The following is a 25,567-nucleotide window of genomic DNA, read 5'->3' as shown; positions in this document are numbered from 1 at the left end:
GGAGAACCCCATGGGCCTGGCCATTAGCGTCGGCATCCTCGCCGACCTGATCGAGAACGATCCCGAGAGCGTCGAACACTTCGAGGCCGATTTCGCCGCCGCGAACCGCAAGCTCGCCGAAGCCGGCCTGCCGCCGCACGTCGAGCCGCGCACCTTGCCGCCACTCGAATCCCGCGCGCCGCTCGACGGCCTGCCCTACTCGTTCATCCACTACCTGCGCCGCGCCTACGCGCACCGCGTCACGACGCCCGACTGGATCGCCACGCCGCTGCCGGAAGACACCGATCCCACGGAAGACGAGACGCTCGAAGACGTGGCCGGCATGTTCGAAAGCCACCTGCTGTGCCACTCCGACGCGGAAGGCTTCTATCTGCCGGTCGACTTCCAAGAGGTGATCTTTGCCGAGGAAGACGAGACCGACCTGCCCGGCGGCATGCTCGGCTCGTCGTACCGCCTGCTCGAAGAACTGGTGCTGGTGGCTCCCGCGCTCGGCATCACGCTCTCGGACGGCGAGCTGTCCGACGAGGAAGCCGCGCGGCTCGGCGACAGCATGGGCGAGGACGAAGGCCTCTACCGGGAGATCGAGTCATGGCTGCTGCTGTATGAGTCGGCGCGACTGAGCATTGCGCACAAGACGGCGATTGTTTTCACCTGAGAGACACAAGCCCGATTCGATCGGCTACCGGAAGCAGAGGCCATGTTCGAGACCACCATCCACTGGGTCCGCGGCATACCGCCACATCGGCTGGGCCTGATGGCACGTCCGCGCGGCGGTGACCTGCTGCGCGGGGACGTGGCGTCCTGGCAGCGTGCCTCGCTGAACATCGTGGTCTCCCTGCTCGAGGCGCAGGAAATCAGGGAACTTGAACTCCAGGAAGAGCCTGCGCTCTGCGCCGAACATGGGATCGTGTTCCGGCATTTCCCGATTCCGGACCACGGCATCCCGGCATCGCAACGGGACGCGGCGGCCTTCATTGCCGAACTGGGCGTCGAACTGGCGAGCGGCAAGGCCATCGCGATTCACTGCCACGCAGGCATCGGCCGCACGGGCCTCATCGCGGGCAGCCTGCTCCACGGGCTCGGCGTTCCGGGCCAGAACATCTTCCATCTGCTGAGCCGCTCCCGGGGCATCGAGATGCCCGATACATCGGAGCAGGCGGAATGGGTCGCGCAGTACGTTTTCGGGACCCGCCGCCCACCGCCTCCATGAAGAAGTCCATCCGCATCGGTCGCGCGCCGGTCGATCCACAAGCGCCGTCGAGAAGCGCGCACGACGGATCACTCTCGTGCCCCAAGCCCTGGGACGCACTCGAAGAAACCGCCACGCCCGGCGTCCGGTACTGCAGCGATTGCCGCAAGAACGTGTTCCAGGTGGACACCGAGCAAGAGGTGCGCGAGGCCGGCCTGCTGGACCGCTGCATCGCGATCGCGGACGACAGCGCCTATGCCCGCACACACGACGGCGCAACGAAAACTCCTCCCATGACACGCCCCCAAGACCGCATTCACTTCGCCGGCAACCCCTGGCCCGAAGGCCATCCCGTCAAGGAATTCCGCTGGACCGCGTCCGTTCGGGACAACGAGGTGTGGTTCGACCTGCACCTGCGCAGCGAAGACTACGACGCCGAGCGCGAGATCGACGAGCCCGAAGACGAGGACATCGACCACCCGTCCGATTGGGAGGCACCCGGGGTCTGGAACAACTACCACCGCTGCACGCTGTCGTCGACCGCCTGGGGCGACGGCGGCGGCTTCGCGGTCTGCGCACTGCCCGACTTCAGCCTGGCGCGGCTCGACGGGCTCGAGGTCAGCATCGACCTGCCACCGCCCGACGACATGGAAGACAACGTCTTTCACATCTACCTGCTCGGACACGACGCCGCGGCCCAGCATCGCATCCGCTTCGACCGCATCGCGGGCACCGACCGCTTCCACATCACGTGGACGGGAAAGATCGCGCTGGCTTACACGGGCGACTACGAATACAGGTACGACTTCAGTGCGCAGCTGCACGACGTCGAAGCGCCGCGCATTCCCGCATGAACGCCGGAGTCCATTCCTCATGAAGCGCCTGCTCGAAATCCGCACCTACCGCCTCAAGCCCGGCACCCTCGACGACTTCCACCGCGCGATGCATGAACGCGCGGTGCCCATGCTGCGCAGCAAGGGCATGGACGTGGTGAGCTACGGCAAGTCGGACCACGAGGAAGAGAGCTACTGCATCGTGCGTGCCTACGCGAGCCGCGAGGCACTGGAGGCCGAGCAGGCGGCGTTCTACGGTTCCACCGAATGGCGCGAGGGCCCACGCAGCGCGCTGGTCGACCGCATCGAGACCTACCTGAACACGCTGCTGTGGCTCTCGCCAGAGGGCGTCGACAGCCTGCGCGCGCTCAACGACCCGGCGCGCTGAACGGCTGTCGACGCCGCGCGGTGCGCGGGCCTACACTGCGCCTCCCGTCATCCCCCGACCTCACTGGAGAAACGCATGAACACCCAGGAAATCGCCGCGAAGCTCGTGGCGCTGTGCAACGCAGGGAAAATGGACGAAGCCCAGGTGCTCTACGCGCCCGAGGCCGTCAGCGTCGAGGCCAGCGCGCCGCCCGGCATGTCGCGCGAAGCGGTGGGCCTCTCGGCGATCCGCGCCAAGGGCGAATGGTGGGTGGCCAACCACGAGGTGCATTCGTTCCAGGTGGCCGGCCCCTGGCCGCACGGCGACCGCTTCATCGTCGGCTTTCGCTTCGACGTGACCATGAAGCCCACGGGCCAGCGTTTCACGATGGAAGAAATGGCGCTGTACACGGTCAAGGACGGCAAGATCGTGCGCGAAGAGTTCTTCTACGAAGGCAGCTGAGCGGGGTGTCCCGGGCCTGTGGCAGGCCTTCCCCGGCGGGTGCTGCGCAAGAAGACGTGGTTTCGCTAGACTGGCCGCGCGGCCCCTGCGCCGCGTCTGACCGGAGCATCCGCCATGTGCCGCAGCATCAAGACCCTCTACAACTTCGAGCCCCCTGCCACCGAGCAGGAAATCCGCGCCGCCGCCCTGCAGTTCGTGCGCAAGCTCAGTGGCTTCAGTGTGCCCTCGCGCGCCAACGAGCAGGCCTTCGAGCGCGCCGTCGACGAGGTGGCTGCCACGGCCGGGCGGCTGATCGAATCGCTGGTGACCACGGCCGAGCCGCGTGACCGTGCCATCGAGGCTGAGCGCGCCAAGGCGCGGTCCGCACTGCGCTTCGGAGCGCCCGCGTCGACGTCGGACGCATGAAAAAGACTTCGTTCCCGCGCTGAACGGCGCGCCCTTCCCACACCATCAGGAGCATCCGTCCCCATGCCCATCGAACTCTGGCTCGCCTTCGTCGCTGCCTCTGCGTTGCTCCTCATCATTCCGGGGCCGACCATCCTCACGGTGATCAGCTATTCGATGTCGCACGGCCGCCGCGCCAACGTGCCGCTGGTGGCCGCCGTGGCGCTGGGCGATTCGACCGCGCTGGTGGTGTCGCTGCTGGGCCTGGGCGCGCTGCTGGCCACGTCGGCCTTCTGGTTCACGGTGGTGAAGTGGGTCGGCGGCCTGTACCTGCTGTACCTGGGCATCAAGCTGCTGCGCGCCGGCATCTCGTCCACCGAGACCGCCGCGCCGGCCGCGCCCGCCTCGCGCTGGCGCCTGTTCGCCAACACCTACCTGGTGACGGCCCTGAACCCCAAGGGCATCGTGTTCTTCGTCGCCTTCCTGCCGCAGTTCATCCGCCCGGGCGCCGACGTGTCGCACCAGATGTGGGTGCTGGCCCTGACCTTCGTGGCACTGGCGACGCTCAATGCCACGCTCTATGCGGTGTTCGCCAGTTCGGCGGGCCGGTTGCTGGCCTCGCCGCGCGCGCAGCGGCGCTTCCACCTGGCGGGTGGCTCGCTGCTGAGCGCGGCCGGCCTGTGGGCGCTGATGGCGCGCCGCGCTGCCTGAGTACACGTCCGGCACACAAAAGAAAGACCGCGGGGCTGTGCGCCTCGCGGTCTTTCTTTTGGGGGGCTTCGGCCCAGGTGTCAGTTGCGATACGGGTTGTTCGGACGGCGGTCGTAGCGATTGGGCACGCCGTCGTTGTCGCGATCGCGGTCATAACGGTTGGGCACGCCGTCACGGTCGCGGTCGTAGCCATGGCCACGCGGGGGCGGGCCCCGGTCGTAGGGGGCGACCACGCAACCAGCCAGGATGGCCGAGGCGGCCAGCAGAAGCGCGAGTGTTTTTGTCATGCGGAGTTCTCCTTGGGTGAGCTGTACGGTCGGGCGCACCTGCTGCGAGCCCGTACCGTATTGAAGCCCCGCCGCGTTCGCTTCGGGTTTCCAGATGCAGGTGCTTGTGTGAAGTTCGTTACCGGATGTGGAACCTTTGCCTGCGCTTGAGCACGCCGGAGCGACGTGGCACGATCCCGCCGATGAGCGCCACGCAGCCCCAACCCTCCCTGCCCGACCTCGCACGGCTGCGCCGCGTGCGCGACCGCATCGACCGCGAGCACGCGCAGCCGCTCGACGTGGAAGCGCTCGCGCGCGACGCGAACATGTCGGCCGGGCACCTGAGCCGCCAGTTCCGGCTGGCCTACGGCGAATCGCCCTACGCCTACCTGATGACGCGACGCATCGAGCGCGCGATGGCACTGCTGCGCCGCGGCGACATGAACGTGACCGAGGTCTGCTTCGAGGTCGGCTGCGCCTCGCTGGGCACCTTCACCACACGTTTCACCGAGCTGGTCGGCGTGTCGCCCGGCGTCTACCGGCGCGAGGCGGCGCAGGCCACGGCGGGCATGCCGGCGTGCATCGCCAAACAAGTGACGCGCCCGATCAGGAATCGAGAAGCGCGAAACCCCGAGTCGCACCTAGCATGACGGCCCGACACCACTACGGACCCTCACCATGAACCTCAGCATCCATTCGAGCTTTCTTCCGCACACCGACCCCGAGGCCTCGCTGGCCTTCTACCGCGACACCCTCGGCTTCGAGGTGCGCAACGACGTCGCCTATGGCGGCATGCACTGGATCACGGTCGGCCCGGCCGGCCAGCCCGCCACGTCCATCGTGCTGTACCCGCCGGCCGCCACGCCCGGGCTCACCGACGACGAACGCCGCACCATCGCCGAGATGATGGCCAAGGGCACCTTCGCCTCGCTGCTGCTGACCACGCCCGACCTGACCGGCACCTTCGAGCGGCTGCAGGGCCGCAACACCGAGATCGTGCAGGAGCCCACCGACCAGCCCTATGGCGTGCGCGACTGCGCGGTGCGCGACCCGGCGGGCAACCTGATCCGCATCCAGCAGACGCGCTGAGCCGGCCACTTCGCGCCGCAGCCCCTTGACCTCCTGCACGGGCGCCGCCGCCGTGGCGGCCCCGTGTTCCTTCCAAAGACGAAAGACCCGATGAGCAGCAAGGCCCCGAAGAAGGACGCGAAGCCCCCGAAAGACGCGCAGCACAGGCACGCTGCCGACCACCACGACCTCATCCGCGTGCAGGGCGCGCGGGTGAACAACCTGAAGGACATCAGCATCGAGCTGCCCAAGCGGCGGCTCACGGTGTTCACGGGCGTCTCGGGCTCGGGCAAGAGTTCGCTGGTGTTCGGCACCATCGCGGCCGAATCGCAGCGGCTCATCAACGAAACCTACAGCGCCTTCGTGCAGGGCTTCATGCCGACGCTGGCGCGGCCCGAGGTCGATGTGCTCGACGGCCTGACGACCGCGATCATCGTGGACCAGGAGCGCATGGGCGGCGACCCGCGCTCCACCGTCGGCACCGCGACCGATGCCAACGCGATGCTGCGCATTCTCTTCAGCCGCCTGGGCAAGCCGCACATCGGCTCGCCCAGCGCCTTCGCCTTCAACGTGCCCTCGGTGAAAGCCACCGGCGCCATCACCGTGGAGCGCGGCGCGGCCAAGACGGTGAAGCAGACCTTCAGCCGCACCGGCGGCATGTGCCCGCGCTGCGAGGGCCGGGGCGCGGTCACCGACTTCGACCTGAGCGCGTTCTACGACGACAGCAAGTCGCTCAACGAAGGCGCGCTCACCATCCCGGGCTTCAGCATGGAGGGCTGGTACGGGCGCATCTTCAACGGCTGCAGCTTCTTCGACCCCGACAAGCCGATCCGCAAGTTCACGAAGAAAGAGCTCGACGCCCTGCTCCACATGGAGCCGACCAAGATCAAGATCGACGGCATCAACCTCACCTACCAGGGCCTCGTTCCGCAGGTGCAGAAGTCGTTCCTGGCCAAGGACGTCGAGGCGATGCAGCCGCACATCCGCGCCTTCGTGGAACGCGCCGTGACCTTCACCACCTGCCCCGAGTGCGGCGGCACGCGGCTCAGCGAAGGGGCGCGCTCGTCGCGCATCAAGAAGCTCAACATTGCCGAAGCCTGCGCGATGCAGATCAGCGACCTGGCCGTGTGGGTGCGCGGCCTGAACGAAGCCTCGGTGGCGCCGCTGCTCGCCAAGCTGGCGCACACGCTCGACTCCTTCGTCGAAATCGGCCTCGGGTACCTCAGCCTCGACCGCCCCTCGGGCACGCTCTCGGGCGGCGAGGCGCAGCGCGTGAAGATGATCCGCCACCTGGGGTCCTCGCTCACCGACGTGACCTACGTCTTCGACGAGCCGACCATCGGCCTGCACCCGCACGACATCCAGCGCATGAACGAGCTGCTGCTGCGGCTGCGCGACAAGGGCAACACAGTGCTCGTCGTGGAGCACAAACCCGAAGCCATCGCCATCGCCGACCACGTCGTCGACCTCGGCCCCGGCGCGGGCGCGGCGGGCGGCACGGTCTGCTTCGAAGGCACTGTCGAGGCGCTGCGCACCAGCGGCACGCTCACGGGCCGGCACTTGGACGACCGGGCCGCGCTCAAGAAGAAGGTGCGCGAGGCCACGGGCGCGCTGCCGATCCGCGGCGCCAAGGCGCACAACCTGCGAAATGTCGATGTCGACATTCCACTCGGCGTGCTGGTGGTCGTGACCGGCGTGGCGGGCTCGGGCAAGAGCTCGCTGGTGCACGGATCGATCCCGGCCGGCGCGGGCGTGGTGGCGGTCGACCAGGGCGCGATCCGCGGCTCGCGGCGCAGCAACCCGGCCACCTACACCGGCCTGCTCGACCCGATCCGCAACGCCTTCGCCAAGGCCAACGGCGTGAAGCCGGCGCTGTTCAGCGCCAACTCCGAAGGCGCCTGCCCCACCTGCAACGGCGCGGGCGTGATCTACACCGACCTCGCGATGATGGCCGGCGTGGCCACGATCTGCGAGGAGTGCGAGGGCAAGCGCTTCCACGCCTCGGTGCTCGAACACCATTTCGGCGGGCGTGACATCAGCGAGGTGCTCGCGATGCCGGTGACCGAGGCGGCCGCTTTCTTCGGCGAAGGCCCGGCGCGCACGCCGGCCGCGCACGCCATCCTGGAGCGCCTGGCCGACGTGGGCCTGGGCTACCTGAGCCTGGGCCAGCCGCTCACCACGCTGTCGGGCGGCGAGCGCCAGCGGCTCAAGCTGGCCACGCACATGGCAGAGAAAGGCGGCGTGTACGTGCTCGACGAGCCGACCACCGGCCTGCACCTGGCCGACGTGGCGCAGCTGCTGGCCCTGCTCGACCGGCTGGTCGATGCGGGCAAGTCGGTCATCGTCATCGAGCACCACCAGGCGGTGATGGCGCACGCCGACTGGATCATCGACCTGGGCCCCGGCGCCGGCCACGACGGCGGGCGCGTGGTCTTCGAGGGCACGCCGGCCGACCTGGTCGCCAAGCGCGCCACGCTCACAGGACAGCACCTCGCGGCGTACGTCCGCACCTGACGCGCCCGCGTGTGAAGGGCGCCCGGAAAGCATCGCGGAGAATGGGCCGTCTCCGCTTTGCCTGCCGCCCTGCGGCCCCGTCTGCTGCGATGCCTCTTGCGTTCTCGTTTTCTTCCACCGCCCGGCACACCCTGGCCGTGGTCCTGCTGACGGCAGCCGCCGCACCCTCCGCCTGGGCGCTGGCCAGCTTCGAGGAAGTGAAGCGCGACTTCCGTTCCTCCGAAACCGCCGTGCTCGACCGCCAGGGCGAGTTGCTGCAGCGCGTGCGCACCGACCCGACGGTGCGGCGCGGCCAGTGGACCGCGCTGGCCGACGTGTCGCCCGCGTTGCGCGCGGCCATGCTGCTGAGCGAAGACAAGCGCTTCTACGAACATAGCGGCGTCGACTGGCGCGCCGCCTCGGCCGCGGCCTGGGGCAACCTGTGGAACACGCGCACGCGCGGCGCCTCGACCATCACCATGCAGCTGGCGGGCCTGCTCGACGACGACCTGCGCCGCGCGGCGGGCGGGCGCAGCTTCACGCAGAAGATCGGCCAGACCGTGGCCGCCACGCAGCTGGAGCGCCGCTGGCGCAAGGACCAGATCCTCGAGGCCTACCTGAACACGGTGCCCTTCCGCGGCGAGATCGTCGGAATCGACGCGCTCTCGCGCACGCTCTTCAGCAAGGCCCCGAGCGGGCTCGACGCGCGCGAGGCCGCCGTGGCCGCCGCGCTGGTGCGCGCGCCCAACGCCCGCCCGGCGCTGGTGGCGCAGCGCGCCTGCGAGGTGCTGCGCGTGATGGAGCCCGGCGCCAGGACCGACTGCGAGGCGCTCGACATGTTCACCAGCGCGGTGGTGCAACGGCGCGCGTTCGAGCCCAACGAAGGCATCGCACCGCATGCCGCACGGCGGGTGCTGCGCGAGCTGCGTGATGCCCCGGGCACGGCGGGCACTGCAAGCAACGACAAGCCCGTCGCCCCCGCCAGCGTCCGCACCACGCTGCGCGCGCCGCTGCAGCGCTACGCGCTCGACAGCCTGCAGCGCCACCTGCGCGAGCTGCGCGACCGCCATGTCGAAGACGGCGCGCTCGTGGTGCTCGACAACGCGAGCGGCGAGGTGCTGGCCTGGGTCGGCTCCTCGGGCCCGCTGAGCCAGGCCGCCGAGGTGGACGGCGTGACCGCGCTGCGCCAGCCCGGCTCCACGCTCAAGCCGCTGCTGTACGCACAGGCCATCGCCGAGAAGCGCATCACGGCCGCCTCGCTCATCGAGGACTCGTCGGCGCAGATCAGCACCGCGAGCGGCCTCTACATTCCGCAGAACTACGACCGCCGCTTCAAGGGCCCGGTGTCGGCGCGCACCGCGCTGGCCGCCTCGCTCAACGTGCCGGCCGTGCGCACGCTGGTGATGGTGTCGCCCGAGGCCTTCGCGCGCGAGCTGCGCGCCGCCGGCCTGCCGCTGCGCGAGAGCGGCGACTACTACGGCTACAGCCTGGCGCTCGGCAGCGCCGAGGTGTCGCTGCTGTCGCTGGCCAATGCCTACCGCATGGTGGCGAACGGCGGACGCTTCGGGGCGACCACGCTCACGCCCCTCACGCCACGACCGTCTGCCCCGGCCACCAAGGCGAAGCCCGTTGAAGCCGCGCCGCTGCTCGACCCGCGCGCCGCCTTCATCGTCGGCGACATCCTGTCCGACCCGAACGCGCGCACGCGCACCTTCGGCCTGGACAGCATCCTGTCGACCCGCTTCTGGACCGCCGTGAAGACCGGCACCAGCAAGGACATGCGCGACAACTGGGCAGTGGGCTGGTCGCAGCGCTACACGGTCGGCGTGTGGGTCGGCAACGCGAGCGGCGCCTCGATGTGGGACGTGAGCGGCACCAGCGGCGCCGCGCCCGTGTGGGCCGAGGTGATGCGCTTCCTGCACGCCCGCGAACCCAGCCGCGCGCCCACGCCGCCCGCCGGGTTGGTCGAGGCGCCCGTGAGCTTCGGCCCCGGCGCCGACGGCAGCCCGCTCGAAGCGGCGCGCAGCGAATGGTTTTTGCAGGGCACCGAGCAGCCGCTGTTCGCGCTCGACACCGGCATGGCGAGCGACGCGGCCTCGGCGCGCATCACGGCGCCGTCCGACGGCACGATCCTCGCGCTCGACCCCGACATTCCGCCGCAGCGCCAGCGCGTGCGCTTCGAATCCGAAGGGCGCGGCGTGCAGTGGCGCATCGACGGCAAGTTCCACGCACGCGGCAACAGCGCGCAGTGGCTGCCGTGGCCGGGTCGGCACCTCATCGAGCTGGTCGACGCCAGCGGCAAGGTGGTTGATCAGCGCCGCGTCGAAGTGCGCGGCGCGGGTGTGGTGGCAGCGAAGGGAACGCGTAGATGATGAACGGACTGACATGGATGCCCCGCTGGCTGTCGCTGTGCCTCGCCTTGCTGCTCGTGCTGTGCCTCACAGGCCCTCGTGTCGTGCAGGCCAAGCCCGTGCCAGTGCCGCCGATGAGCTCGCGCGTGGTCGACCTCGCACAGGCGCTGTCGCCCCGCGAGGCCGATGCGCTGCGCCAACAGATCGCCGACATCCAATCCCGTACCGAAGCCCAGCTCGCCGTGCTCATCGTGCCGACCACGGGCGAGGACAGCATCGAGGCCTACGCGACGCGCGTGTTCGCCAAATGGCGGCTGGGCCGCAGCGAGGCCGACGACGGCATCCTGCTGCTCGTGGCGCAGAAAGACCGGCGCATGCGCATCGAAGTCGGCACCGGCCTCGAAGGCACGGTGACCGACATCCAGGCGGCCCGCATCATCGACCGCGAGATGGCGCCGCGTTTTCGCGAGGGCGACTTCGGCGGCGGCGTGCAGTCGGCGGTGAGCGCGCTCGCGCGGCTGCTCGACGGCGAGGTGAGCTTCGTCGCGCCCGAGTCGCAGCAGATCGCCATGGACCACGCCGCCGCCCCTGCACCCGCACCCGACGACGAGAAGGTCACCAGCCTGACGAGCGGCGGCCAGGTCACGCCTGAGGGCTGGAGCCTGCTGGGCGTGCTGCTGTGGGGCCTGGGCCTGGGCATCTACCACGGCCGTGGCGTGGAGCGCGACCCGCCGCGCGGCACCTCGGCCTCGCGACGCGCCCAAGAGAAAAAACGCAAGGGCGGGCGCAACGCCAGCGCTGGACCCGAACCCTGGGCCGACGCCCTGGCGGCAATGAAGCCCGAACCGGCGCGTGCGCGCCCTGCCCCGCGCGACCTGCGCCTGGTGCTCGGCCTGCTCGGGGCCGGCCCGCTGGCGGCCGGCGCGGCGCTGCTGAATCCGCCCATCGCACTGGTGCTGGCGATGCCGGCGGCCTTCGGCTACGGGCTGGGCTTTCTCTGCGGCATGTCGCGCACGGCCGCCATCTTCATGGGCGGCTTCGTGGGCGTGATCGCGTCACTGGTCGCCATCGCCTTCACGGTCGGCGCCGAGCGCTTCTGGTGGGGCTTCCTGTGGGCGCTGTGCATCGGCGGCGTGACGCTGTTCGCGGTGGTCATCCTGCGCTGCATGGTCAACACCTTCCAGCGCAGCGTGGTCAGCTTCTTCGTCCGGCTGGTCATCGTGGCGGGCATCTGCGGCTACGTGTTCCACATCACCTCGCCCGGCCCGGTGCCGGACACCTCGTGGATTCCCATCGCGCTGGCGGCGTTCTTCTCGATGCTGTTCGGCTTCCTGCCGCCCGGTGTCTGGGAATCGGGCAGCAGCGACGATGACGACAGCAGCAGCAGCAGTTCGTCATCGTCTTCCTCGTCGTCTTCGTCCTCCTCGGACAGCGGCGGGTCGAGCAGCGGCGGCGGCGCCTCGGGCAGCTGGTGATGCGGGCAGCCGGCCACCCCGACGCGCCGCTTCCATGCCCCTGCCGCCGACTGCGACTTTTCAAGGATGGTTAAATTCATCCAATCATTCAATGAATAAGCCGGCCTGATCCCATGCTCGTCCAACCCCCCCGCACCTCCCTGGCCGACGCCGCCGCGAACAGCATCCGCACCGAGATCGCCGCAGGCCGCTGGCCCATCGGCTCGCGCATTCCCATCGAGCCCCAGCTGGCGCAGTTGCTGGGCGTGAGCCGCGGCACCGTGCGCGAGGCGGTGAAGACGCTGGTCTCGCGCGGCCTGCTCGAGGTGCGCCAGGGTTCGGGCACCTACGTGCGCTCGGGCTTCGACCCCTCGGCCAGCCTGCAGAAGCTGCGCCTGGCGAGCCTGCGTGACCAGTTCGAGGTGCGCCGCGCGCTCGAGGTCGAAGCCGCCCGGCTCGCCGCCGTGCGCCACACCGCCAAAGACCTGCGCCGGCTCCACGCCCTGCTCGACAAGCGCGGCCAGCCCGACATGGCCGACAACGGCGCGGCCTTCATCGAGCGCGACCTGGCCTTTCACCTGGCCATCGTCGATGTGTCGGGCAACCTGGCGCTGGTCGAAACCTGCCGCTTCATCACCGGCTACATCAAGGAAACCATTGCCAGCACGCTGAGCGCCAGCCTGCCCGAGCCCGACGAGGCAGCGCACCGCGCCATCGTCGAAGGCATAGCCAGCGGCGACCCCGAGCGCGCCGCCGCCGCCGTGCGCGAGCTGATGGCGCCCACGATGCACGTCCTGGCGCTGGGCACGGCATGAACTCCATGACTTTGCCCACGGGTGCGGCCACCACGGCGCGCACCCAGGCGGCGCCGTCGGGCGCCGAAGAACTGCTGATCGACGCCGAGGTCGACAGCCTGCCCGCACCGCGCCCCACACCGACACCCAGCCGGGGCCGCCGGCTGCTGCTCGGCCTCACGGTGGTGCTCATCGCCTTCAACCTGCGGCCGGTGTTCGCCAGCCTGTCGGTGGTGCTGCCGGAAATCATCCGGGCCACCGGCCTGTCGGCCACCGCCGCCAGCCTGCTGACCACGTTGCCCATCGTCTGCCTGGGCGTGTTCGCGCCGATGGCGCCCTGGCTCGGGCGCCGCTTCGGCACCGAGCGCACGCTGCTGGGCTGCATGGTGCTGATCGGCGTGGGCACGTTGCTGCGCGGCACCGGCAACATCCCGCTGCTGTTCCTGGCCTCGGCCATCGCGGGCAGCGGCATCGCGGTGTCGAACGTGCTGCTGTCGGGCCTGGTGAAGCGCGACTTCGCCAAGCAGGCCGCGCTGATGATGGGCCTGTACACCATGGCGGTGTGCGGCGGCGCCGCCAGTGCCGCGGGCCTCACGGTGCCGCTGGAGCACGCACTGGGCGGCGGCTGGACGCTGGCGCTCGCCATGTGGGCCGTGCCGGCCGCGCTGGTCACGTTCATCTGGGCACCGCAGGCGCTGCCGCTCAAGCCGGTGGCGAGCGAGTCGGGCTTCACCGTGCGCGGCCTGTGGCGCGACCGGCTGGCCTGGCAGGTCACCTTCTTCATGGGGCTGCAATCGGCCCTGGCGTACATCGTGATGGGCTGGCTGGCGCCGATCCTGCGCGAGCGCGGGCTCAGCGGCGAAATGGCCGGCTACGTGGTGTCGCTGTCGGTCATGACGCAGGTCGTGACCTGCCTCGTGGTACCCGCGCTGGCCGTGAAGCTGCGCAACCAGCGCGCGCTGGCGGTGGTGCTGTCGGCGATGACGGTGGCGGCCATGCTGGCCATGCTGTTCGCGCCGCTGGACGCCCCCGGCGGCATGTGGACCTGGGCCGTGGTGCTCGGCATTTCGCAGGGCGGCACCTTCGCGCTGGCGCTCACCATGATCGTGCTGCGCTCGCCCGATTCGCACGTGGCGGCGCACCTGTCGGGCATGGCCCAGGGCGTGGGCTACATGGTGGCGGCCTTCGGCCCGCTGCTGGCCGGGCTGCTGCACGGCTGGACCGGCAGCTTCCACGCCTCGGCCTGGCTGTTCGTCGGCCTGGGCGTGGCGCTGGTCATCGCGGGGCTGGGCGCCGGGCGCACGCTGCATGTGGGCGCGGTGACGGTGCCGCGCCACTGAGCCTCACTGCAGGTAGCTCTCGGCCAGCAGCGCCCAGTAGGCGGCGCCGATCGGCAGGTTGCTGTCGTTGAAGTCGTAGCCGGGGTTGTGCACCATGCAGCCGCCGTGCTCGCCCGTGGCGCCGTTGCCGATGAACAGGTAGCAGCCGGGCTTCTTCTCCAGCATGAAGGCGAAGTCTTCGCTGCCCGTGACGGCCGGGCCCTGCGGCTCGACGTGGGCCTCGCCCACCAGTTCGCGGCCGATGCGGCGCGCGAACTCGGTTTCTTCCGGCGTGTTGACCAGCACCGCATAGCCCTTGCGGTAGTCGATGTGCGCCCGCACGCCGAAGCTCTCGGCCTGCGCGTTCACGATAGCCTTCAGCCGCTTCTCCAGCAGCACGCGCACCTCGCGATCGAGCGAGCGCACGCTGATCTCCAGCGTGCAGGTCTCCGGGATCACGTTGTTGGCCTTGCCGGCATGGATGGCGCCGACGGTGACGATCGACATCTCCTGCGGATCGGCGTTGCGCGAGACGATGGTCTGCAGCGCCATGACGATGCTCGACGCCGCCACGATGGGGTCGGCCGTGCGGTGCGGCATGGCGCCGTGGCCGCCCACGCCGGTGAGCGTGACGGTGGCGTAGTCCGACGAGGCCATGGCCGCGCCTTCGCGGAACACCAGGTCGCCCTGCCTGCGGCCCGGGGAGTTGTGCATGGCGTACACCGCGTCGCACGGGTACTTTTCGAACAGGCCGTCGTCCATCATCTTCACGGCGCCGCCCATGCCCTCTTCGGCCGGCTGGAAGATCAGGTTCAGCGTGCCCGAAAACTCGCCGTGCTGTGCCAGGTACTTGGCCGCGCCCAACAGCATGGCCGTGTGGCCGTCGTGGCCGCAGGCGTGCATGATGCCGGGCCGTCCGCTGCGGTAGGCTAGGCCCGTCTTCTCCTCGATGGGCAACGCGTCCATGTCGGCGCGGATGCCGATGGTGCGCGTGCCGCTGCCGCGCTTCAGGCGGCCGACGAGGCCGGTCACGCCCAGCCCACGCTCGACCTCGTAGCCCCAGGCCGCGAGGCGCTCGGCGACCAGGTCGCTGGTGCCGAATTCCTCGAAGCCGAGCTCGGGGTTCTGGTGGATCTGCTGGCGCACCGTCACGAATTCAGCGGCGTGCTTTCTCATGTACTCGAGGTAGTGCTGTGCGTTCTGAGGCATCGTGTGCTCTGTGTGAGGTGGAAGAAAGAAAAGCGAGCGTTGCTCAAGGCCGCAGCGCCATCGTGGCGGGCAACCGCGTCCACGGCAGGTCGGCCGGGTCGGCGGCCATCGGTCCCGGCGCCTTGGCCACGAGGATGGTGCTGGCGATGGGCGCGAAGTCGGCCCGGAAATGCACCGAGCTCTTGTTGACCAGCACCTTCATCGCCTCGGGTTCGATGCCCAGGTAACGGAAGAACTCGCGGTCGAGCATCTGGCTCTTGCCGCTGGCCACGGCGATGCGCACGCCCTCGATCTCCAGGCAGGCGCTCAGGCCCAGCGACACCGTGCCGCCTCGCGACATCGGCCCCTTGCCCTTCACCTGGCCGTCGCTGAGCGCCGTCACGGTGAACACGCCTTCGACCGGCGCGTCGCTGAACTGGCCGCCCCATGTGGGCACCGAGGTGCCGAGCGCGATGCGGATCTGCGCGCCCACGCCCGCGGCGTGTGCCGCGGCCGCGGCGGCCGGATCGAACATCAGCCCGAGCGCGACCTTGCCTGGAAAACGCTTGCCCGCGCCCTCGGCCAGCAGCGCATGCAGCATGCCGGTGGTGTTGCTGTCGGCGCCCGCGCCGGGGTTGTCCTGCGTGTCGGCGACGACGACCGGCTGGCTCGCGCCCTCGGCCAGTTCGAGCGCGCGCGCCACGGCCACGCGCGGCTCGAGCACGTCGAGCCGCCACTGCGAACGCGGCTGGTCGATGCGCTCGTACAGCGTGGCCACGGCCGCGCCGGCATCGTCACCGTAGCCCCAGACCACCGGGCCGCATTCGGCAATGTCGGCAGCCGGAAAACCGGTGGCAAAACTCAGCACCGCGTCGTGCTGCGCGTCGAGCGCTTTCAGCAGCCCGTACACCGACGCGGCGGGTTCGATCATGGTCGACTGCACATTCAACGGCAGCAGAAAGGTGAAGCGCCGCGCATGCAGCGGCTCGCGCGCGCCGCGCGCCATGCGGCGCTCCAGCAGCGTCGCGGCCAGGCGGCCCGTGTCGGCCATGTCGATGTGCGGGTAGGTGCGGTAGGTGGCCAGCGCATCGGCCTCGGCCAGCATCTGGGCGGTGATGTTGCCGTGCAGGTCCAGGCTCGCGACGATGGGCACGTCAGGGCCCACGAGCGTGCGGATGCGCGCGATCAGCTCGCCCTCGGGGTCTTCCAGGTGTTCGGTCACGGCCGCGCCGTGCAGGTCGAGGTAGACCGCATCGATGCCGCCATCGGCCAGCGCGGCCGCCAGGTCTTCGGTAATGGCGCCCGAGATACGCTCGAAAGCGTCCTCGGTCACGTGCGCCGAAGGCGTGGCGCCGGCCCAGGCCGAAGGCACCAGCGACCAGCCCTTCTCGCGCGCCGCATCGATGAAGCCGCCGACGGGAATGTTGCGGCCCGCGTAGGCCTCGACGATCGCTGCGCCGCGCCGGTACGGCGGAAAGCTGGAGCCCGCATTGAACGCGGCCCAGTCGGCCTTGCTGGGTGCGAAGGTGTTGGTCTCGTGCTGGAAACCGGCGATGAAGACTTTCATGGCATCCTTTTTTTCATTGACGTGGGAACGAAGGAATTTCAGCTGCGTGCAAAGGCAAAGTCGCGACCCGGCGCGGCTGCCAGCAGTTTGCGCGTGTAGTCGTGTTGCGGCGCGAAGAACACGTCGCGCACTGAGCCGCGTTCCACGATTTCACCTTGGCTCATGACGATCACGCTGTCGCAGATCTGACTGGCCACGCGCAGGTCGTGGGTGATGAAGAGAATGCCGATCTTCAGCCGCTGCTGGATCTCGTCGAGCAGCCGCAGGATCTGCGCCTGCACCGACACGTCGAGCGCCGACACCGCCTCGTCGGCGATCAACACCTTGGGGTCGCAGGCCAGCGCGCGTGCAATCGAGATGCGCTGGCGCTGGCCGCCCGAGAACTCGCTCGGGTAGCGGCGCAACGCGTCGGGCGACAGGCGCACCAGACGCATCAGCTCTTCCGCCCGCGCCCAGGCCTGGCCGTGCGGCGTGCCGAAGTTCACCGGCCCTTCGACGATGGAGTCGCCCACGGTCTGGCGCGGGTTGAGCGAGCGGTACGGGTCCTGGAAGATCACCTGCACCGTGCGCCGGAACGGCGACAGCGCGCGCCCCTTGGCATGCGCGACCGACCGGCCATCGGCAAAGATGTCGCCCGAGGTCGGGTCGATCAGCCGCGCGATGCAGCGCGCCACCGTCGACTTGCCCGAGCCCGATTCGCCCACGATGCCCACGGTTTCGCCGGGCCGCACCGCGAGCGACACGTCGCGCGCGGCCTTCACCGTGCGGCGCTTGCCGGGCCAGCTGCCCGTGACGTAGGTCTTGCAGATGTTCACCGCGTTGAGCAGCGGATAAGCGTCCACGACCGGCGGGCGCTTGTGCGCGGAAAGCTCGGGCACCGCATCCAGCAGCATCTTCGTGTAGGGCTCGCGCGGCGCCGTGAGCACCGCCATCTTGTCGCCCTTCTCGATCATGGCGCCGAGCTGCAGCACCACCACCTCGTCGGCAATCTCGGCCACCACGCCGAAGTCGTGCGTGATGAAGAGAACGGCCGTGCCGCTCTCGGTCTGCAGTTCGAGGATGAGCTTGAGGATCTCGGCCTGCGTCGTCACGTCGAGCGCGGTGGTCGGCTCGTCGCAGATCAGGAGCGCGGGCTTGAGGATGAGTGCCATCGCGATCACGATGCGCTGGCGCTGTCCGCCCGAGAGCTGGTGCGGGTACGAGGCGTAGATGCGCTCGGGCTCCGGCAGCCGCACGCGCGCCATGATCGCAAGTATCTTCTGCCGCCGCTCGGCCGCGCCCATGTGCACGTGCTGCGCCAGCATTTCATCGATCTGCGCGCCGCAGGTCATGACGGGGTTGAGCGCGGTCATCGGCTCCTGGAACACCATCGCCATCGACGGGCCGCGCAACTGGCGCAGGCGCGACGTCGGCGCGGTGAGCAGGTTCTCGCCCTGCAATTCGATGGTGCCGCGCACCGGCGCGAGCCCCGCGGGCAGCAGGCCCATCACCGCATTGGCGATGACCGACTTGCCCGAGCCCGATTCGCCGAGCAGGCAGACGATCTTGCCGGGCGGCACGTCGAAGGACACCTTGTCGACCGCATGCGGCCGGTCGCCGCCGCGCGGCAATGCGATGGCAAGGTCGCGAACCGAAAGTACGGGGGTTTGTTGCGTCATGGCTCAGCCTCCGCGCTTGTTGAACTTGGGGTCGAGCGTGTCGCGCAGCCCGTCGCCCAGGATGTTCACGGCCAGCACGGTGAGCGCCAGGAAGATGCCCGGGAACAGCACGTTGTGCGGATACTGGTTGAACTGCGCGCGGCCCTCGGCCATGATGTTTCCCCAGGTCGCCATGTCCGCCGGCAGGCCCACGCCGAGGAACGACAGGATGGCCTCCACCAGGATCGCCGAGGCGCACACATAGGTCGCCTGGATGATCAGCGGTGCAATCGCATTCGGCAGGATGTGCCGCGCAAGAATCTTCCAGGTCGGCGTGTCGAGCGCGATGGCCGCCTCGACGTACGGCTCTTCGCGCACCGTGAGCACCACCGAGCGCACCAGCCGCGCCACGCGCGGAATCTCGGGCACCGCGATGGCGACCACCACGGTGAGCAGGCTGCCGCCGAACAACGCCACGAGGCTGATCGCGAACAGGATGCCGGGGATGGCCATGACGCCGTCCATCAGCCGCATGATCACGCTGTCGATGCGGCGAAAGTAGCCGCCCAGCAGGCCCACGAGCATGCCGAGCACCATGGCGAGCGCGGCCACGGCCACGCCCACCGTGAGCGACACGCGCGCGCCGTACAGCGTGCGGCTCCAGATGTCGCGCCCCAGGCTGTCGGTGCCCATCACGAACAGATGCTCGAAGGTGTCGCCGGCCAGGCTGTTGAACTCGCCGCGCGTGCCGGGCATGAGGTTGCCGCTGCCGGGGTCGATGGCCGTGGGGTCGATGGTGCCGAGCCACGGCGCGGCCAGCGACATCAGCACGAGCAGCAGCAGCACGCTGCCGCCCGCGCGCACCGACCAGTCGGCCAGGATGCGCGTGAGCAGCGAGCGGCGTTGCGGCGGTGCCAGCGGTTCGATGGCGATGTCCGGCACAACTGCTGCGGCTCCGGCTGCTGCGGCGGCCGACATGGAAAGGGTCGAATCGGTCATGGTGTTTCCGTTCACTTCGTTCAGTACCGGATGCGGGGGTCGAACACCAGGTAGCTCAGGTCGATCAGCAGATTGATGAGCACGTAGATGACGGAGAAGAACAGCGTGATGCCCTGGATCAACGGGAAGTCGCGCGACAGCACCGCGTCGACCGTGAGCTGCCCGAGCCCCGGAATGGCGAACACCGTTTCGGTGACCACCACGCCGCCGATCAGCAGCGCAATGCCGATGCCGATGACCGTGACGATGGGAATGGCCGCGTTGGCGAGCGCGTGGCGCATCAGCAGCCGCGTCTCGGAGATGCCCTTGGCGCGCGCGGTGCGGATGTAGTCCTCGGTCATCGCCTCGGCCACGGCCGCACGCGTGACGCGCGCGATCAGCGCCACGTAGATGATCGACAGCGTGATCGACGGCAGGATCAGGTGCTTGAGCCACAGCAAAGGCCCCTGGCTCAGTCGCTGGTAGCCCTGCACCGGCAGCCACTGCAGGTGCAGCGCGAAGATCCAGATGAGCACGTAGCCGATCACGAACGCGGGGATCGAAAAGCCCATGACCGAGAAGCCCATCAGCATGCGGTCGAGCCAGCCGCCGTGGCGCCACGCCGCGAGCACGCCGAGCGGCACCGCGATGAGGATGGTGGCCACCAGCGTCACGGCCGCGAGCGACACCGTGGCCTCGATGCGCTGGCCGATCAGTTCGACCACCGTCTTCTTCATGAAGTACGACTCGCCGAGGTTGCCCTGCAGCAGCTGCGCGCTCCAGTGGAAGAACTGCACGGGCAGCGACTCGTTGAGCCCCAGCTGCTCGCGCACCTTGGCGATGTTCTCGCTGGTGCCGCTGTCGCCCACGATGGCGGCCGCGGGGTCGCCGGGCGCGAGCCGCAGCATCAGGAACACGATGAGCGCGACGATGACGAGCACCGGCACGGTCGAGAGAATGCGGCGTGCAAGAAAAAGCAGCATGGTGACTCCCGGGTCCGGCCGCGTCAGTTCTTCTTCAGGTTCCAGAACACGGCGACCGGCGAGCGCACCACGCCGCTCACCACGCCCTTGCGGTAGGCCGTGAGCGGCTTGTACTCGCCGATGGGTGCGTAGATGCCGGTGTCGTACACGCGCTGCTGGATGGCGGTGGCCAGCTCCTTGCGTTGGGGTTCGTCGCTGCTGGCAAGGAAGTCGGACTTGAGCTGCTCCAGCTTGTCGTCGGTGGCCCAGCCGAACCAGCCCTTCTCGCCATTGCCCGTGAGCGGCGCGAAGAACATCGGGTTCATGTTGTCGGCAATGCCCCAGCCGGTGATGAAGAGGTTCCAGCCGCCCTTGTCGACCGGATCTTTCTTCGCGCGGCGCGTGACCAGCGTGGGCCAGTCCATCGACTGCATGTCGACGTTGAAGCCGGCCTGCTTGAGCAGCTGCGCCATCACCGGCGGAAACTTGTTGAGCACCGCGAAGTCGGCCGGGTACATCAGCACCACGGGCTTGCCGTCATACCCTGCCTCCTTGAGCAGCGCCTTGGCTTTTTCGAACTGCGGCTTGCCGGTGAAGTAGCCCGTCTTGTCGGAGGCGAAGGCCGAGCCGCAGGGGTAGATCGATGCGCAGCCGTTGTACAGCTCCTTGTGCACCAGCTGGGCGCGCATCAGCGCCTCCTGGTTGATGGCCATGAAGGCCGCCTGCGCGATCTTCGGGTTGTCGAAGGGCGGGATCAGGTGGTTCAGGTGCAGCGCGAACGAGCCCTTCGACACGGGGCTGTCGAGCGTGATGGCGGGGTTGTTCTTGAGCGCGGTGTACTGCTCGGAGGGCACCCACTCGATCATGTCGACCTCGCCGTTGGCCAGCGCATTGGCCTGCGTCTGCGCGTCCTTCAGGACGATCCACTCCATGCGGTCGACGTACACGTTCTTGCCACCGGCCGTGCCCGACGGCGCCTCGGTGCGCGGCACGTATTTGGTGTTCTTCAGGTAGACGATCTTTTCGCCGGGGCGGTATTCGTCCTTCTTGAAGATGTAGGGGCCGGAGCCGGTGGCGTCGTCGATTTGCTTGTCGGCCGGTGTGGCCGCCACGCGCGCCGGCATGATGAAGGGCGGGTTCGACGACGGCTTGCTCAGCGCGTCGAGCACCATGCCGAAGGGCTCCTTGAAGACGAACCTGAAGCTGTTGGCATCGACCGCCTCGGTCTTGTCCAGGGCGGTGAACATCTTCTGGCCCAGGCCGTCGCGCTGGCCCCATCGCTTGAGCGATGCGAGCACGTCTTCCGGGGTGACGGGTTTGCCGTCATGGAAGGCCAGGCCCTTGCGCAGCGTGAAGGTCCAGGTCTTGCCGTCGGCGCTGGTCGTGTACTTGTCGACCATCTGCGGCAGCACCTTGCCCTGGGCGTCCACGCCGAAGAGCGTGTCGTACACCATGTAGCCGTGGTTGCGCGTGACGAAGGCGGTGGTCCAGATCGGGTCGAGGATCTTCAGGTCGGACTGCGGCACGAGGCGCAGCACCTTGCCGGTGTCCTGCGCGAAGGAGGAGGCCGCTGCCGCGGCCAGCAAGGCACCTGCGAACAGGGCTTTCAGTTGTCGTGTCTTCAGCATGGGTCAGTTCTCCGGTTGAAAAAAGAGGGGCGCGCGCGCGGGCAACGCCGGGGGCGCGGGCGTCGTGCGGCGGTGCGGGAAACAGGTCATGGAAAAGGCTCCGGAGCGAACACGGACACACCGCGCTCATCGCGCGGCGTGCCCCTGCTGTCCTTTTGCCTGAGAGATTCACCCTGCACGCACATCGCGCAGGGCTTGCCCCTTCGGCGGCTGCCCTCGGTCCCTGCAAGGGGGCCGGTCAGCGCTCTCCAGCGTTAGAAAAATCCAGTCTTGGGACCTGAGCGTTATGGGCTATCGCCTTCGGTAATGCACCAGCTCGACGCATCGAGCCAGGCATTTCTCCTGGATGCTTTCTTCAAAGCAGTTTGCGTGCCACGGAGTGGCATGGGCCGCGGCAGCGGGGTCATCGGGGTTTCTCCGACCGCGCCCGGGCTCGACCGGGCGACAATGGGGGGCTCCGGCGAAAGTCCATTTCGCCCAATGAAATTTCAGCCCTCTCGACAACCCAGAACCTACGGAAGCAAGCGCATGAGCACGAAGCAACCCACCATCGTCTACACCCTCACCGACGAGGCGCCGCTGCTGGCGACCTACGCCTTCCTGCCCATCGTGCGCGCCTTCACCGCGCCGGCCGGCATCAACGTGACGACGAGCGACATCTCGGTGGCCGCCCGCGTCCTGGGCGAATTCCCCGAGTTCCTGAGCGACGACCAGAAGGTGCCCGACAACCTGGCCGAACTGGGCAAGCTCACGCTGCGGCCTGACGCCAACATCATCAAGCTGCCCAACATCAGCGCCTCGGTGTCGCAGCTCAAGTCGGCCATCAAGGAACTGCAGGGCAAGGGCTACAAGATTCCCGACTACCCGGAGAACCCGACCTCGGACGAGGACAAGGACATCCGCACGCGCTACAACAAGTGCACCGGCAGCGCCGTGAACCCCGTGCTGCGTGAAGGCAACTCCGACCGCCGCGCGCCCCGCGCCGTGAAGGAATACGCCCGCAAGAACCCGCACAGCATGGCCGAGTGGAGCCAGGCCTCGCGCTCGCACGTCTCGCACATGCACGGCGGCGACTTCTATCACGGCGAAAAGTCCATGACCCTGGACCGCGCGCGCAACGTCAAGATGGAGCTGATCACCAAGAGTGGCAAGACCATCGTGCTCAAGCCCAAGGTCGCCCTGCTCGACCGCGAGATCATCGACTCCATGTTCATGAGCAAGAAGGCCCTGCTGGCCTTCTATGAAAAGGAAATCGAAGACGCGCACAAGACCGGCGTCATGTTCTCGCTGCACGTGAAGGCGACCATGATGAAGGTCTCGCACCCCATCGTGTTCGGCCACTGCGTGAAGATCTTCTACAAGGAAGCCTTCGAGAAACACGGCAAGCTGTTCGACGAGCTGGGCATCAACGTCAACAACGGCATGGTCGACCTGTACAACAAGATCGCCACGCTGCCCCAGAGCACGCAAGACGAGATCAAGCGCGACCTGCACGCCTGCCACGAAGGCCGCCCCGAGCTGGCTATGGTCGACTCGGCCAAGGGCATCACCAACTTCCACTCGCCCAACGACGTGATCGTCGATGCATCCATGCCCGCCATGATCCGCAACGGCGGCAAGATGTGGGGCGCCGACGGCCGCCTGAAGGACGTCAAGGCCGTGATGCCCGAATCGACCTTCGCCCGCATCTACCAGGAGATCATCAACTTCTGCAAGTGGCACGGCGCCTTCGACCCCAAGACCATGGGCACCGTGCCCAACGTCGGCCTCATGGCCCAGAAGGCCGAAGAGTACGGCTCGCACGACAAGACCTTCGAGATCGCCGAAGACGGCATCGCCAACATCACCGACCTGGACACCGGCGAAGTGCTGATGAGCGAAGACGTCGAAAAGGGCGACATCTGGCGCATGTGCCAGGTCAAGGACGCCGCCATTCGCGACTGGGTGAAGCTGGCCGTCAACCGCGCACGCAACTCCGGCATGCCGGTCGTGTTCTGGCTCGACGCCTACCGTCCGCACGAGGCGCAGCTGATCACCAAGGTCAAGATGTACCTGCACGAGCACGACACCACGGGCTTGGACATCCAGATCATGAGCCAGGTGCGTGCCATGCGTTACACGCTGGAGCGCGTCGTGCGCGGCCTGGACACCATCAGCGCCACCGGCAACATCCTGCGCGACTACCTGACCGACCTGTTCCCCATCATGGAACTGGGTACCTCGGCCAAGATGCTGTCGATCGTGCCCCTGATGGCCGGCGGCGGCATGTATGAAACCGGCGCGGGCGGCTCGGCCCCCAAGCACGTGCAGCAGCTGGTGGAAGAAAACCACCTGCGCTGGGACTCGCTCGGCGAATTCCTCGCGCTGGCCGTGAGCCTGGAGGACCTGGGCCTGAAGACCGGCAACGCGCAAGCCAAGATCCTGTCCAAGACGCTCGACGCGGCCACGGGCCAGCTGCTCGACAACAACAAGAACCCGTCGCCCAAGACCGGTCAGTTGGACAACCGCGGCAGCCAGTTCTACCTGGCCATGTACTGGGCCCAGGAACTCGCCGCGCAGACCGAGGACAAGGACCTGCAAGCCAAGTTCAAGAAGCTCGCCGAGGCGCTCACCGCCAACGAGAAGAAGATCGTCGACGAACTCGCGGCCGTGCAGGGCAAGCCCGTGGACATCGGCGGTTACTACCTGGCCGACCCGAAGAAGTACGAAGCCGTGATGCGCCCGAGCGCCACGCTGAACGCGGTGCTGGCACCGGCGGTCTGATCGCGCTGTGCCTGCGCCTTCCGGGTCTGTGCTGACCCGGAAGCCTTCCTACCAACGGCCTGTTGCTCGCGCGGCAGGCCGTTTGTCTTTGCATCTTCCATCGCACAGCGCGAGACTAGACTGCGATTCCCCGCCCCACTCACTGCAAGAGAAAAGAAAGGCAGGCCCCTCATGAAACTCCGTCTGCTTGCTGCAGCTGCCGCCTCGACCCTGCTCGCGGCCGTTGGCGGCGCCCACGCCCAGAGCAACTGCGACACGCTGCGCGCCGAGATCGAGGCCAAGATCGCCGCGTCGGGCGTCACCAATTTCAGCGTCGTCACCGTCGATGCCGCCGCCACGGCGAGCGGCCAGGTCGTGGGCAGCTGCGACCTCGGCACCAAAAAGATCGTCTATCAGCGCGAAGGCGGTGCGGCCTCGCCGCCCCCGGCCTCCACGTCGGCCCCCGCGCCACGCGGCGCGCCCCTGCTCACCGAGTGCAAGGACGGCTCGGTGTCCATGGGCGGCACCTGCAAGCCCTGAGCGCAGGGCAGCATCCCGTGATCTGGCCCGCCCTGCGCCTCTTCTTCGGCCTGTTGACCCTGTTGGCGATCGGCTGGCAGCTGACGATCCATGTCCGCATGGGCTTCAACGTCGTCAACTTCTTCAGCTTCTTCACCAACCTCTCGAACCTGTTCGCGGCGATCGTGCTGGTGCTCGGCGCGCGCCGCCTCTGGCAGCCAGCGTCTACAGGGCCCGACGAAGGGCTGCGCGCCATGTCGGCCGTGAACATGGTGGTGGTCGGCATCGTCTTCTCGCTGCTGCTGCGCGACGTCGACCTCGGCGCGCTGCGACCGTGGATCAACACGCTGCTGCACCACGTGATGCCGTGTGTCGTGCTGCTCGACTGGCTGCTGCAGCCGCCGCGCACGCGGCTCGGCAGCCGGCAGCTGCTGTGGATACTCGTCGTCCCGATGGTCTACCTGGCCTACACGCTGGCGCGCGGCAGCAGCACCGGCTGGTATCCCTACCCCTTCCTCAACCCCGCCAATGTGGGCGGCTACGGCGGCGTGGCCGTCTATGCGGCAGGCATCGCGCTGACCTTCGGGATGGCGGGATGGGGGTTGTTGGCGTTGGGGAACCGGCTGGGGCAGCGCAGCGCGGAAGGCTGACGGCG

General features: G+C 68.5%; 24 protein-coding genes and 1 riboswitch. Of the genes, 17 read left to right on the top strand and 7 right to left on the bottom strand.

The window, feature by feature from the left end:
* Positions 1–10: 10 nt before the first annotated feature.
* The 7 genes from IG196_RS05890 to IG196_RS05860 all read left to right on the top strand — a co-directional run bounded on the left by IG196_RS05890 (position 11) and on the right by IG196_RS05860 (position 3,946).
* The gene (locus IG196_RS05890; RefSeq protein ID WP_192195394.1) at positions 11–655 is read left to right on the top strand and encodes a hypothetical protein; all 645 of its coding nucleotides are present in this window, start codon (positions 11–13) and stop codon (positions 653–655) included.
* Between the two features lie 42 nt (positions 656–697).
* Complete coding sequence (locus tag IG196_RS05885) at positions 698–1,210, top strand: tyrosine-protein phosphatase (protein ID WP_192195393.1); 513 nt, start codon at positions 698–700, stop codon at positions 1,208–1,210.
* A complete protein-coding gene (locus IG196_RS05880; protein ID WP_192195392.1) occupies positions 1,207–2,043 on the top strand; it encodes a hypothetical protein in 837 nt (278 codons plus the stop codon). Before IG196_RS05885 ends, IG196_RS05880 begins: the two co-directional genes overlap by 4 nt.
* 19 nt (positions 2,044–2,062) lie before the next feature.
* The gene (locus IG196_RS05875; protein WP_192195391.1) at positions 2,063–2,410 is read left to right on the top strand and encodes an NIPSNAP family protein; all 348 of its coding nucleotides are present in this window, start codon (positions 2,063–2,065) and stop codon (positions 2,408–2,410) included.
* Between the two features lie 75 nt (positions 2,411–2,485).
* Positions 2,486–2,851: a nuclear transport factor 2 family protein gene (locus IG196_RS05870; RefSeq protein ID WP_101493252.1), complete on the top strand. Its 366-nt coding sequence runs from the start codon at positions 2,486–2,488 to the stop codon at positions 2,849–2,851.
* A gap of 114 nt (positions 2,852–2,965) precedes the next feature.
* Positions 2,966–3,256: a DUF2277 domain-containing protein gene (locus IG196_RS05865; protein WP_192195390.1), complete on the top strand. Its 291-nt coding sequence runs from the start codon at positions 2,966–2,968 to the stop codon at positions 3,254–3,256.
* Positions 3,257–3,319: 63 nt separating this feature from the next.
* Complete coding sequence (locus IG196_RS05860) at positions 3,320–3,946, top strand: LysE family translocator (RefSeq protein WP_139702390.1); 627 nt, start codon at positions 3,320–3,322, stop codon at positions 3,944–3,946.
* Between the two features lie 80 nt (positions 3,947–4,026).
* Here IG196_RS05860 and IG196_RS05855 read toward each other — a convergent pair whose 3' ends face one another.
* Positions 4,027–4,233, bottom strand: coding sequence for a hypothetical protein (locus IG196_RS05855; protein ID WP_056572175.1), 207 nt, complete (start codon positions 4,231–4,233; stop codon positions 4,027–4,029).
* A 182-nt stretch (positions 4,234–4,415) separates the two neighbouring features.
* Between IG196_RS05855 and IG196_RS05850 the strand changes: the two genes are divergently transcribed.
* The 7 genes from IG196_RS05850 (at position 4,416) to IG196_RS05820 (ending at position 13,712) form a co-directional block, all read left to right on the top strand.
* Positions 4,416–4,862, top strand: a complete 447-nt coding sequence (locus IG196_RS05850) for a helix-turn-helix transcriptional regulator (RefSeq protein WP_192195389.1) — start codon at positions 4,416–4,418, stop codon at positions 4,860–4,862.
* A 28-nt stretch (positions 4,863–4,890) separates the two neighbouring features.
* Positions 4,891–5,301, top strand: coding sequence for a VOC family protein (locus IG196_RS05845; RefSeq protein WP_192195388.1), 411 nt, complete (start codon positions 4,891–4,893; stop codon positions 5,299–5,301).
* Positions 5,302–5,391: 90 nt separating this feature from the next.
* Positions 5,392–7,794: an ATP-binding cassette domain-containing protein gene (locus tag IG196_RS05840; RefSeq protein ID WP_192195387.1), complete on the top strand. Its 2,403-nt coding sequence runs from the start codon at positions 5,392–5,394 to the stop codon at positions 7,792–7,794.
* A gap of 89 nt (positions 7,795–7,883) precedes the next feature.
* Positions 7,884–10,145 (top strand): penicillin-binding protein 1C, encoded by a 2,262-nt coding sequence (pbpC, locus tag IG196_RS05835; protein WP_192195386.1) that lies wholly within the window; start codon positions 7,884–7,886, stop codon positions 10,143–10,145.
* Complete coding sequence (locus IG196_RS05830; protein ID WP_192195385.1) at positions 10,145–11,599, top strand: TPM domain-containing protein; 1,455 nt, start codon at positions 10,145–10,147, stop codon at positions 11,597–11,599. Before pbpC ends, IG196_RS05830 begins: the two co-directional genes overlap by 1 nt.
* A gap of 113 nt (positions 11,600–11,712) precedes the next feature.
* Positions 11,713–12,393, top strand: coding sequence for a FadR/GntR family transcriptional regulator (locus IG196_RS05825; protein WP_192195384.1), 681 nt, complete (start codon positions 11,713–11,715; stop codon positions 12,391–12,393).
* 5 nt (positions 12,394–12,398) lie between these two features.
* Complete coding sequence (locus IG196_RS05820) at positions 12,399–13,712, top strand: CynX/NimT family MFS transporter (protein ID WP_192196927.1); 1,314 nt, start codon at positions 12,399–12,401, stop codon at positions 13,710–13,712.
* Positions 13,713–13,715: 3 nt separating this feature from the next.
* On the opposite strand, the gene IG196_RS05815 is transcribed toward IG196_RS05820, so the two are convergent.
* The 6 genes from IG196_RS05815 to IG196_RS05790 are packed head-to-tail and all read right to left on the bottom strand — an operon-like array spanning position 13,716 to position 21,651.
* A complete protein-coding gene (locus tag IG196_RS05815) occupies positions 13,716–14,900 on the bottom strand; it encodes a M20 aminoacylase family protein (RefSeq protein ID WP_101493243.1) in 1,185 nt (394 codons plus the stop codon).
* A 43-nt stretch (positions 14,901–14,943) separates the two neighbouring features.
* Entirely contained in the window at positions 14,944–16,446 is a 1,503-nt protein-coding gene (locus tag IG196_RS05810) for a M81 family metallopeptidase (RefSeq protein WP_192195383.1), read from the bottom strand.
* Positions 16,447–16,484: 38 nt separating this feature from the next.
* The gene (locus tag IG196_RS05805; RefSeq protein WP_192195382.1) at positions 16,485–18,104 is read right to left on the bottom strand and encodes a dipeptide ABC transporter ATP-binding protein; all 1,620 of its coding nucleotides are present in this window, start codon (positions 18,102–18,104) and stop codon (positions 16,485–16,487) included.
* Between the two features lie 3 nt (positions 18,105–18,107).
* Positions 18,108–19,082 carry an ABC transporter permease gene (locus tag IG196_RS05800; protein WP_192195381.1) on the bottom strand — a complete coding sequence of 325 codons (975 nt, stop codon included), beginning with the start codon at positions 19,080–19,082 and terminating at the stop codon, positions 18,108–18,110.
* A gap of 20 nt (positions 19,083–19,102) precedes the next feature.
* The gene (locus IG196_RS05795) at positions 19,103–20,044 is read right to left on the bottom strand and encodes an ABC transporter permease (RefSeq protein WP_192195380.1); all 942 of its coding nucleotides are present in this window, start codon (positions 20,042–20,044) and stop codon (positions 19,103–19,105) included.
* A gap of 23 nt (positions 20,045–20,067) precedes the next feature.
* Entirely contained in the window at positions 20,068–21,651 is a 1,584-nt protein-coding gene (locus tag IG196_RS05790) for an ABC transporter substrate-binding protein (protein WP_192195379.1), read from the bottom strand.
* 137 nt (positions 21,652–21,788) lie between these two features.
* Positions 21,789–21,913: riboswitch (glycine riboswitch) on the bottom strand.
* 266 nt (positions 21,914–22,179) lie between these two features.
* Here IG196_RS05790 and IG196_RS05785 point away from each other — a divergent pair.
* The 3 genes from IG196_RS05785 to IG196_RS05775 all read left to right on the top strand — a co-directional run bounded on the left by IG196_RS05785 (position 22,180) and on the right by IG196_RS05775 (position 25,562).
* Positions 22,180–24,414, top strand: a complete 2,235-nt coding sequence (locus tag IG196_RS05785) for an NADP-dependent isocitrate dehydrogenase (protein ID WP_192195378.1) — start codon at positions 22,180–22,182, stop codon at positions 24,412–24,414.
* Positions 24,415–24,585: 171 nt separating this feature from the next.
* Positions 24,586–24,933, top strand: coding sequence for a DUF1161 domain-containing protein (locus IG196_RS05780; protein ID WP_192195377.1), 348 nt, complete (start codon positions 24,586–24,588; stop codon positions 24,931–24,933).
* 17 nt (positions 24,934–24,950) lie between these two features.
* Positions 24,951–25,562 (top strand): Pr6Pr family membrane protein, encoded by a 612-nt coding sequence (locus IG196_RS05775; protein ID WP_225616936.1) that lies wholly within the window; start codon positions 24,951–24,953, stop codon positions 25,560–25,562.
* Positions 25,563–25,567: the final 5 nt, after the last annotated feature.

It is taken from the genome of Variovorax sp. 38R (assembly GCF_014843395.1).
GTDB classification, from domain to species: domain Bacteria; phylum Pseudomonadota; class Gammaproteobacteria; order Burkholderiales; family Burkholderiaceae_C; genus Variovorax; species Variovorax paradoxus_H.
The sequence above is the reverse complement of the archived record's forward strand: the minus strand, read 5'-3'. Positions and strand labels throughout refer to the sequence as shown.

Excerpts from the sequence above, each read along its gene's own strand:
- IG196_RS05890 (WP_192195394.1), top strand. The coding sequence starts at position 11 with ATGGGCCTGGCCATTAGCGTCGGCATCCTCGCCGACCTGATCGAGAAC.
- IG196_RS05885 (WP_192195393.1), top strand. The coding sequence starts at position 698 with ATGTTCGAGACCACCATCCACTGGGTCCGCGGCATACCGCCACATCGG.
- IG196_RS05880 (WP_192195392.1), top strand. The coding sequence starts at position 1,207 with ATGAAGAAGTCCATCCGCATCGGTCGCGCGCCGGTCGATCCACAAGCG.
- IG196_RS05875 (WP_192195391.1), top strand. The coding sequence starts at position 2,063 with ATGAAGCGCCTGCTCGAAATCCGCACCTACCGCCTCAAGCCCGGCACC.
- IG196_RS05870 (WP_101493252.1), top strand. The coding sequence starts at position 2,486 with ATGAACACCCAGGAAATCGCCGCGAAGCTCGTGGCGCTGTGCAACGCA.
- IG196_RS05865 (WP_192195390.1), top strand. The coding sequence starts at position 2,966 with ATGTGCCGCAGCATCAAGACCCTCTACAACTTCGAGCCCCCTGCCACC.
- IG196_RS05860 (WP_139702390.1), top strand. The coding sequence starts at position 3,320 with ATGCCCATCGAACTCTGGCTCGCCTTCGTCGCTGCCTCTGCGTTGCTC.
- IG196_RS05855 (WP_056572175.1), bottom strand. The coding sequence starts at position 4,233 with ATGACAAAAACACTCGCGCTTCTGCTGGCCGCCTCGGCCATCCTGGCT.
- IG196_RS05850 (WP_192195389.1), top strand. The coding sequence starts at position 4,416 with ATGAGCGCCACGCAGCCCCAACCCTCCCTGCCCGACCTCGCACGGCTG.
- IG196_RS05845 (WP_192195388.1), top strand. The coding sequence starts at position 4,891 with ATGAACCTCAGCATCCATTCGAGCTTTCTTCCGCACACCGACCCCGAG.
- IG196_RS05840 (WP_192195387.1), top strand. The coding sequence starts at position 5,392 with ATGAGCAGCAAGGCCCCGAAGAAGGACGCGAAGCCCCCGAAAGACGCG.
- pbpC (WP_192195386.1), top strand. The coding sequence starts at position 7,884 with ATGCCTCTTGCGTTCTCGTTTTCTTCCACCGCCCGGCACACCCTGGCC.
- IG196_RS05830 (WP_192195385.1), top strand. The coding sequence starts at position 10,145 with ATGAACGGACTGACATGGATGCCCCGCTGGCTGTCGCTGTGCCTCGCC.
- IG196_RS05825 (WP_192195384.1), top strand. The coding sequence starts at position 11,713 with ATGCTCGTCCAACCCCCCCGCACCTCCCTGGCCGACGCCGCCGCGAAC.
- IG196_RS05820 (WP_192196927.1), top strand. The coding sequence starts at position 12,399 with ATGACTTTGCCCACGGGTGCGGCCACCACGGCGCGCACCCAGGCGGCG.
- IG196_RS05815 (WP_101493243.1), bottom strand. The coding sequence starts at position 14,900 with ATGCCTCAGAACGCACAGCACTACCTCGAGTACATGAGAAAGCACGCC.
- IG196_RS05810 (WP_192195383.1), bottom strand. The coding sequence starts at position 16,446 with ATGAAAGTCTTCATCGCCGGTTTCCAGCACGAGACCAACACCTTCGCA.
- IG196_RS05805 (WP_192195382.1), bottom strand. The coding sequence starts at position 18,104 with ATGACGCAACAAACCCCCGTACTTTCGGTTCGCGACCTTGCCATCGCA.
- IG196_RS05800 (WP_192195381.1), bottom strand. The coding sequence starts at position 19,082 with ATGACCGATTCGACCCTTTCCATGTCGGCCGCCGCAGCAGCCGGAGCC.
- IG196_RS05795 (WP_192195380.1), bottom strand. The coding sequence starts at position 20,044 with ATGCTGCTTTTTCTTGCACGCCGCATTCTCTCGACCGTGCCGGTGCTC.
- IG196_RS05790 (WP_192195379.1), bottom strand. The coding sequence starts at position 21,651 with ATGCTGAAGACACGACAACTGAAAGCCCTGTTCGCAGGTGCCTTGCTG.
- IG196_RS05785 (WP_192195378.1), top strand. The coding sequence starts at position 22,180 with ATGAGCACGAAGCAACCCACCATCGTCTACACCCTCACCGACGAGGCG.
- IG196_RS05780 (WP_192195377.1), top strand. The coding sequence starts at position 24,586 with ATGAAACTCCGTCTGCTTGCTGCAGCTGCCGCCTCGACCCTGCTCGCG.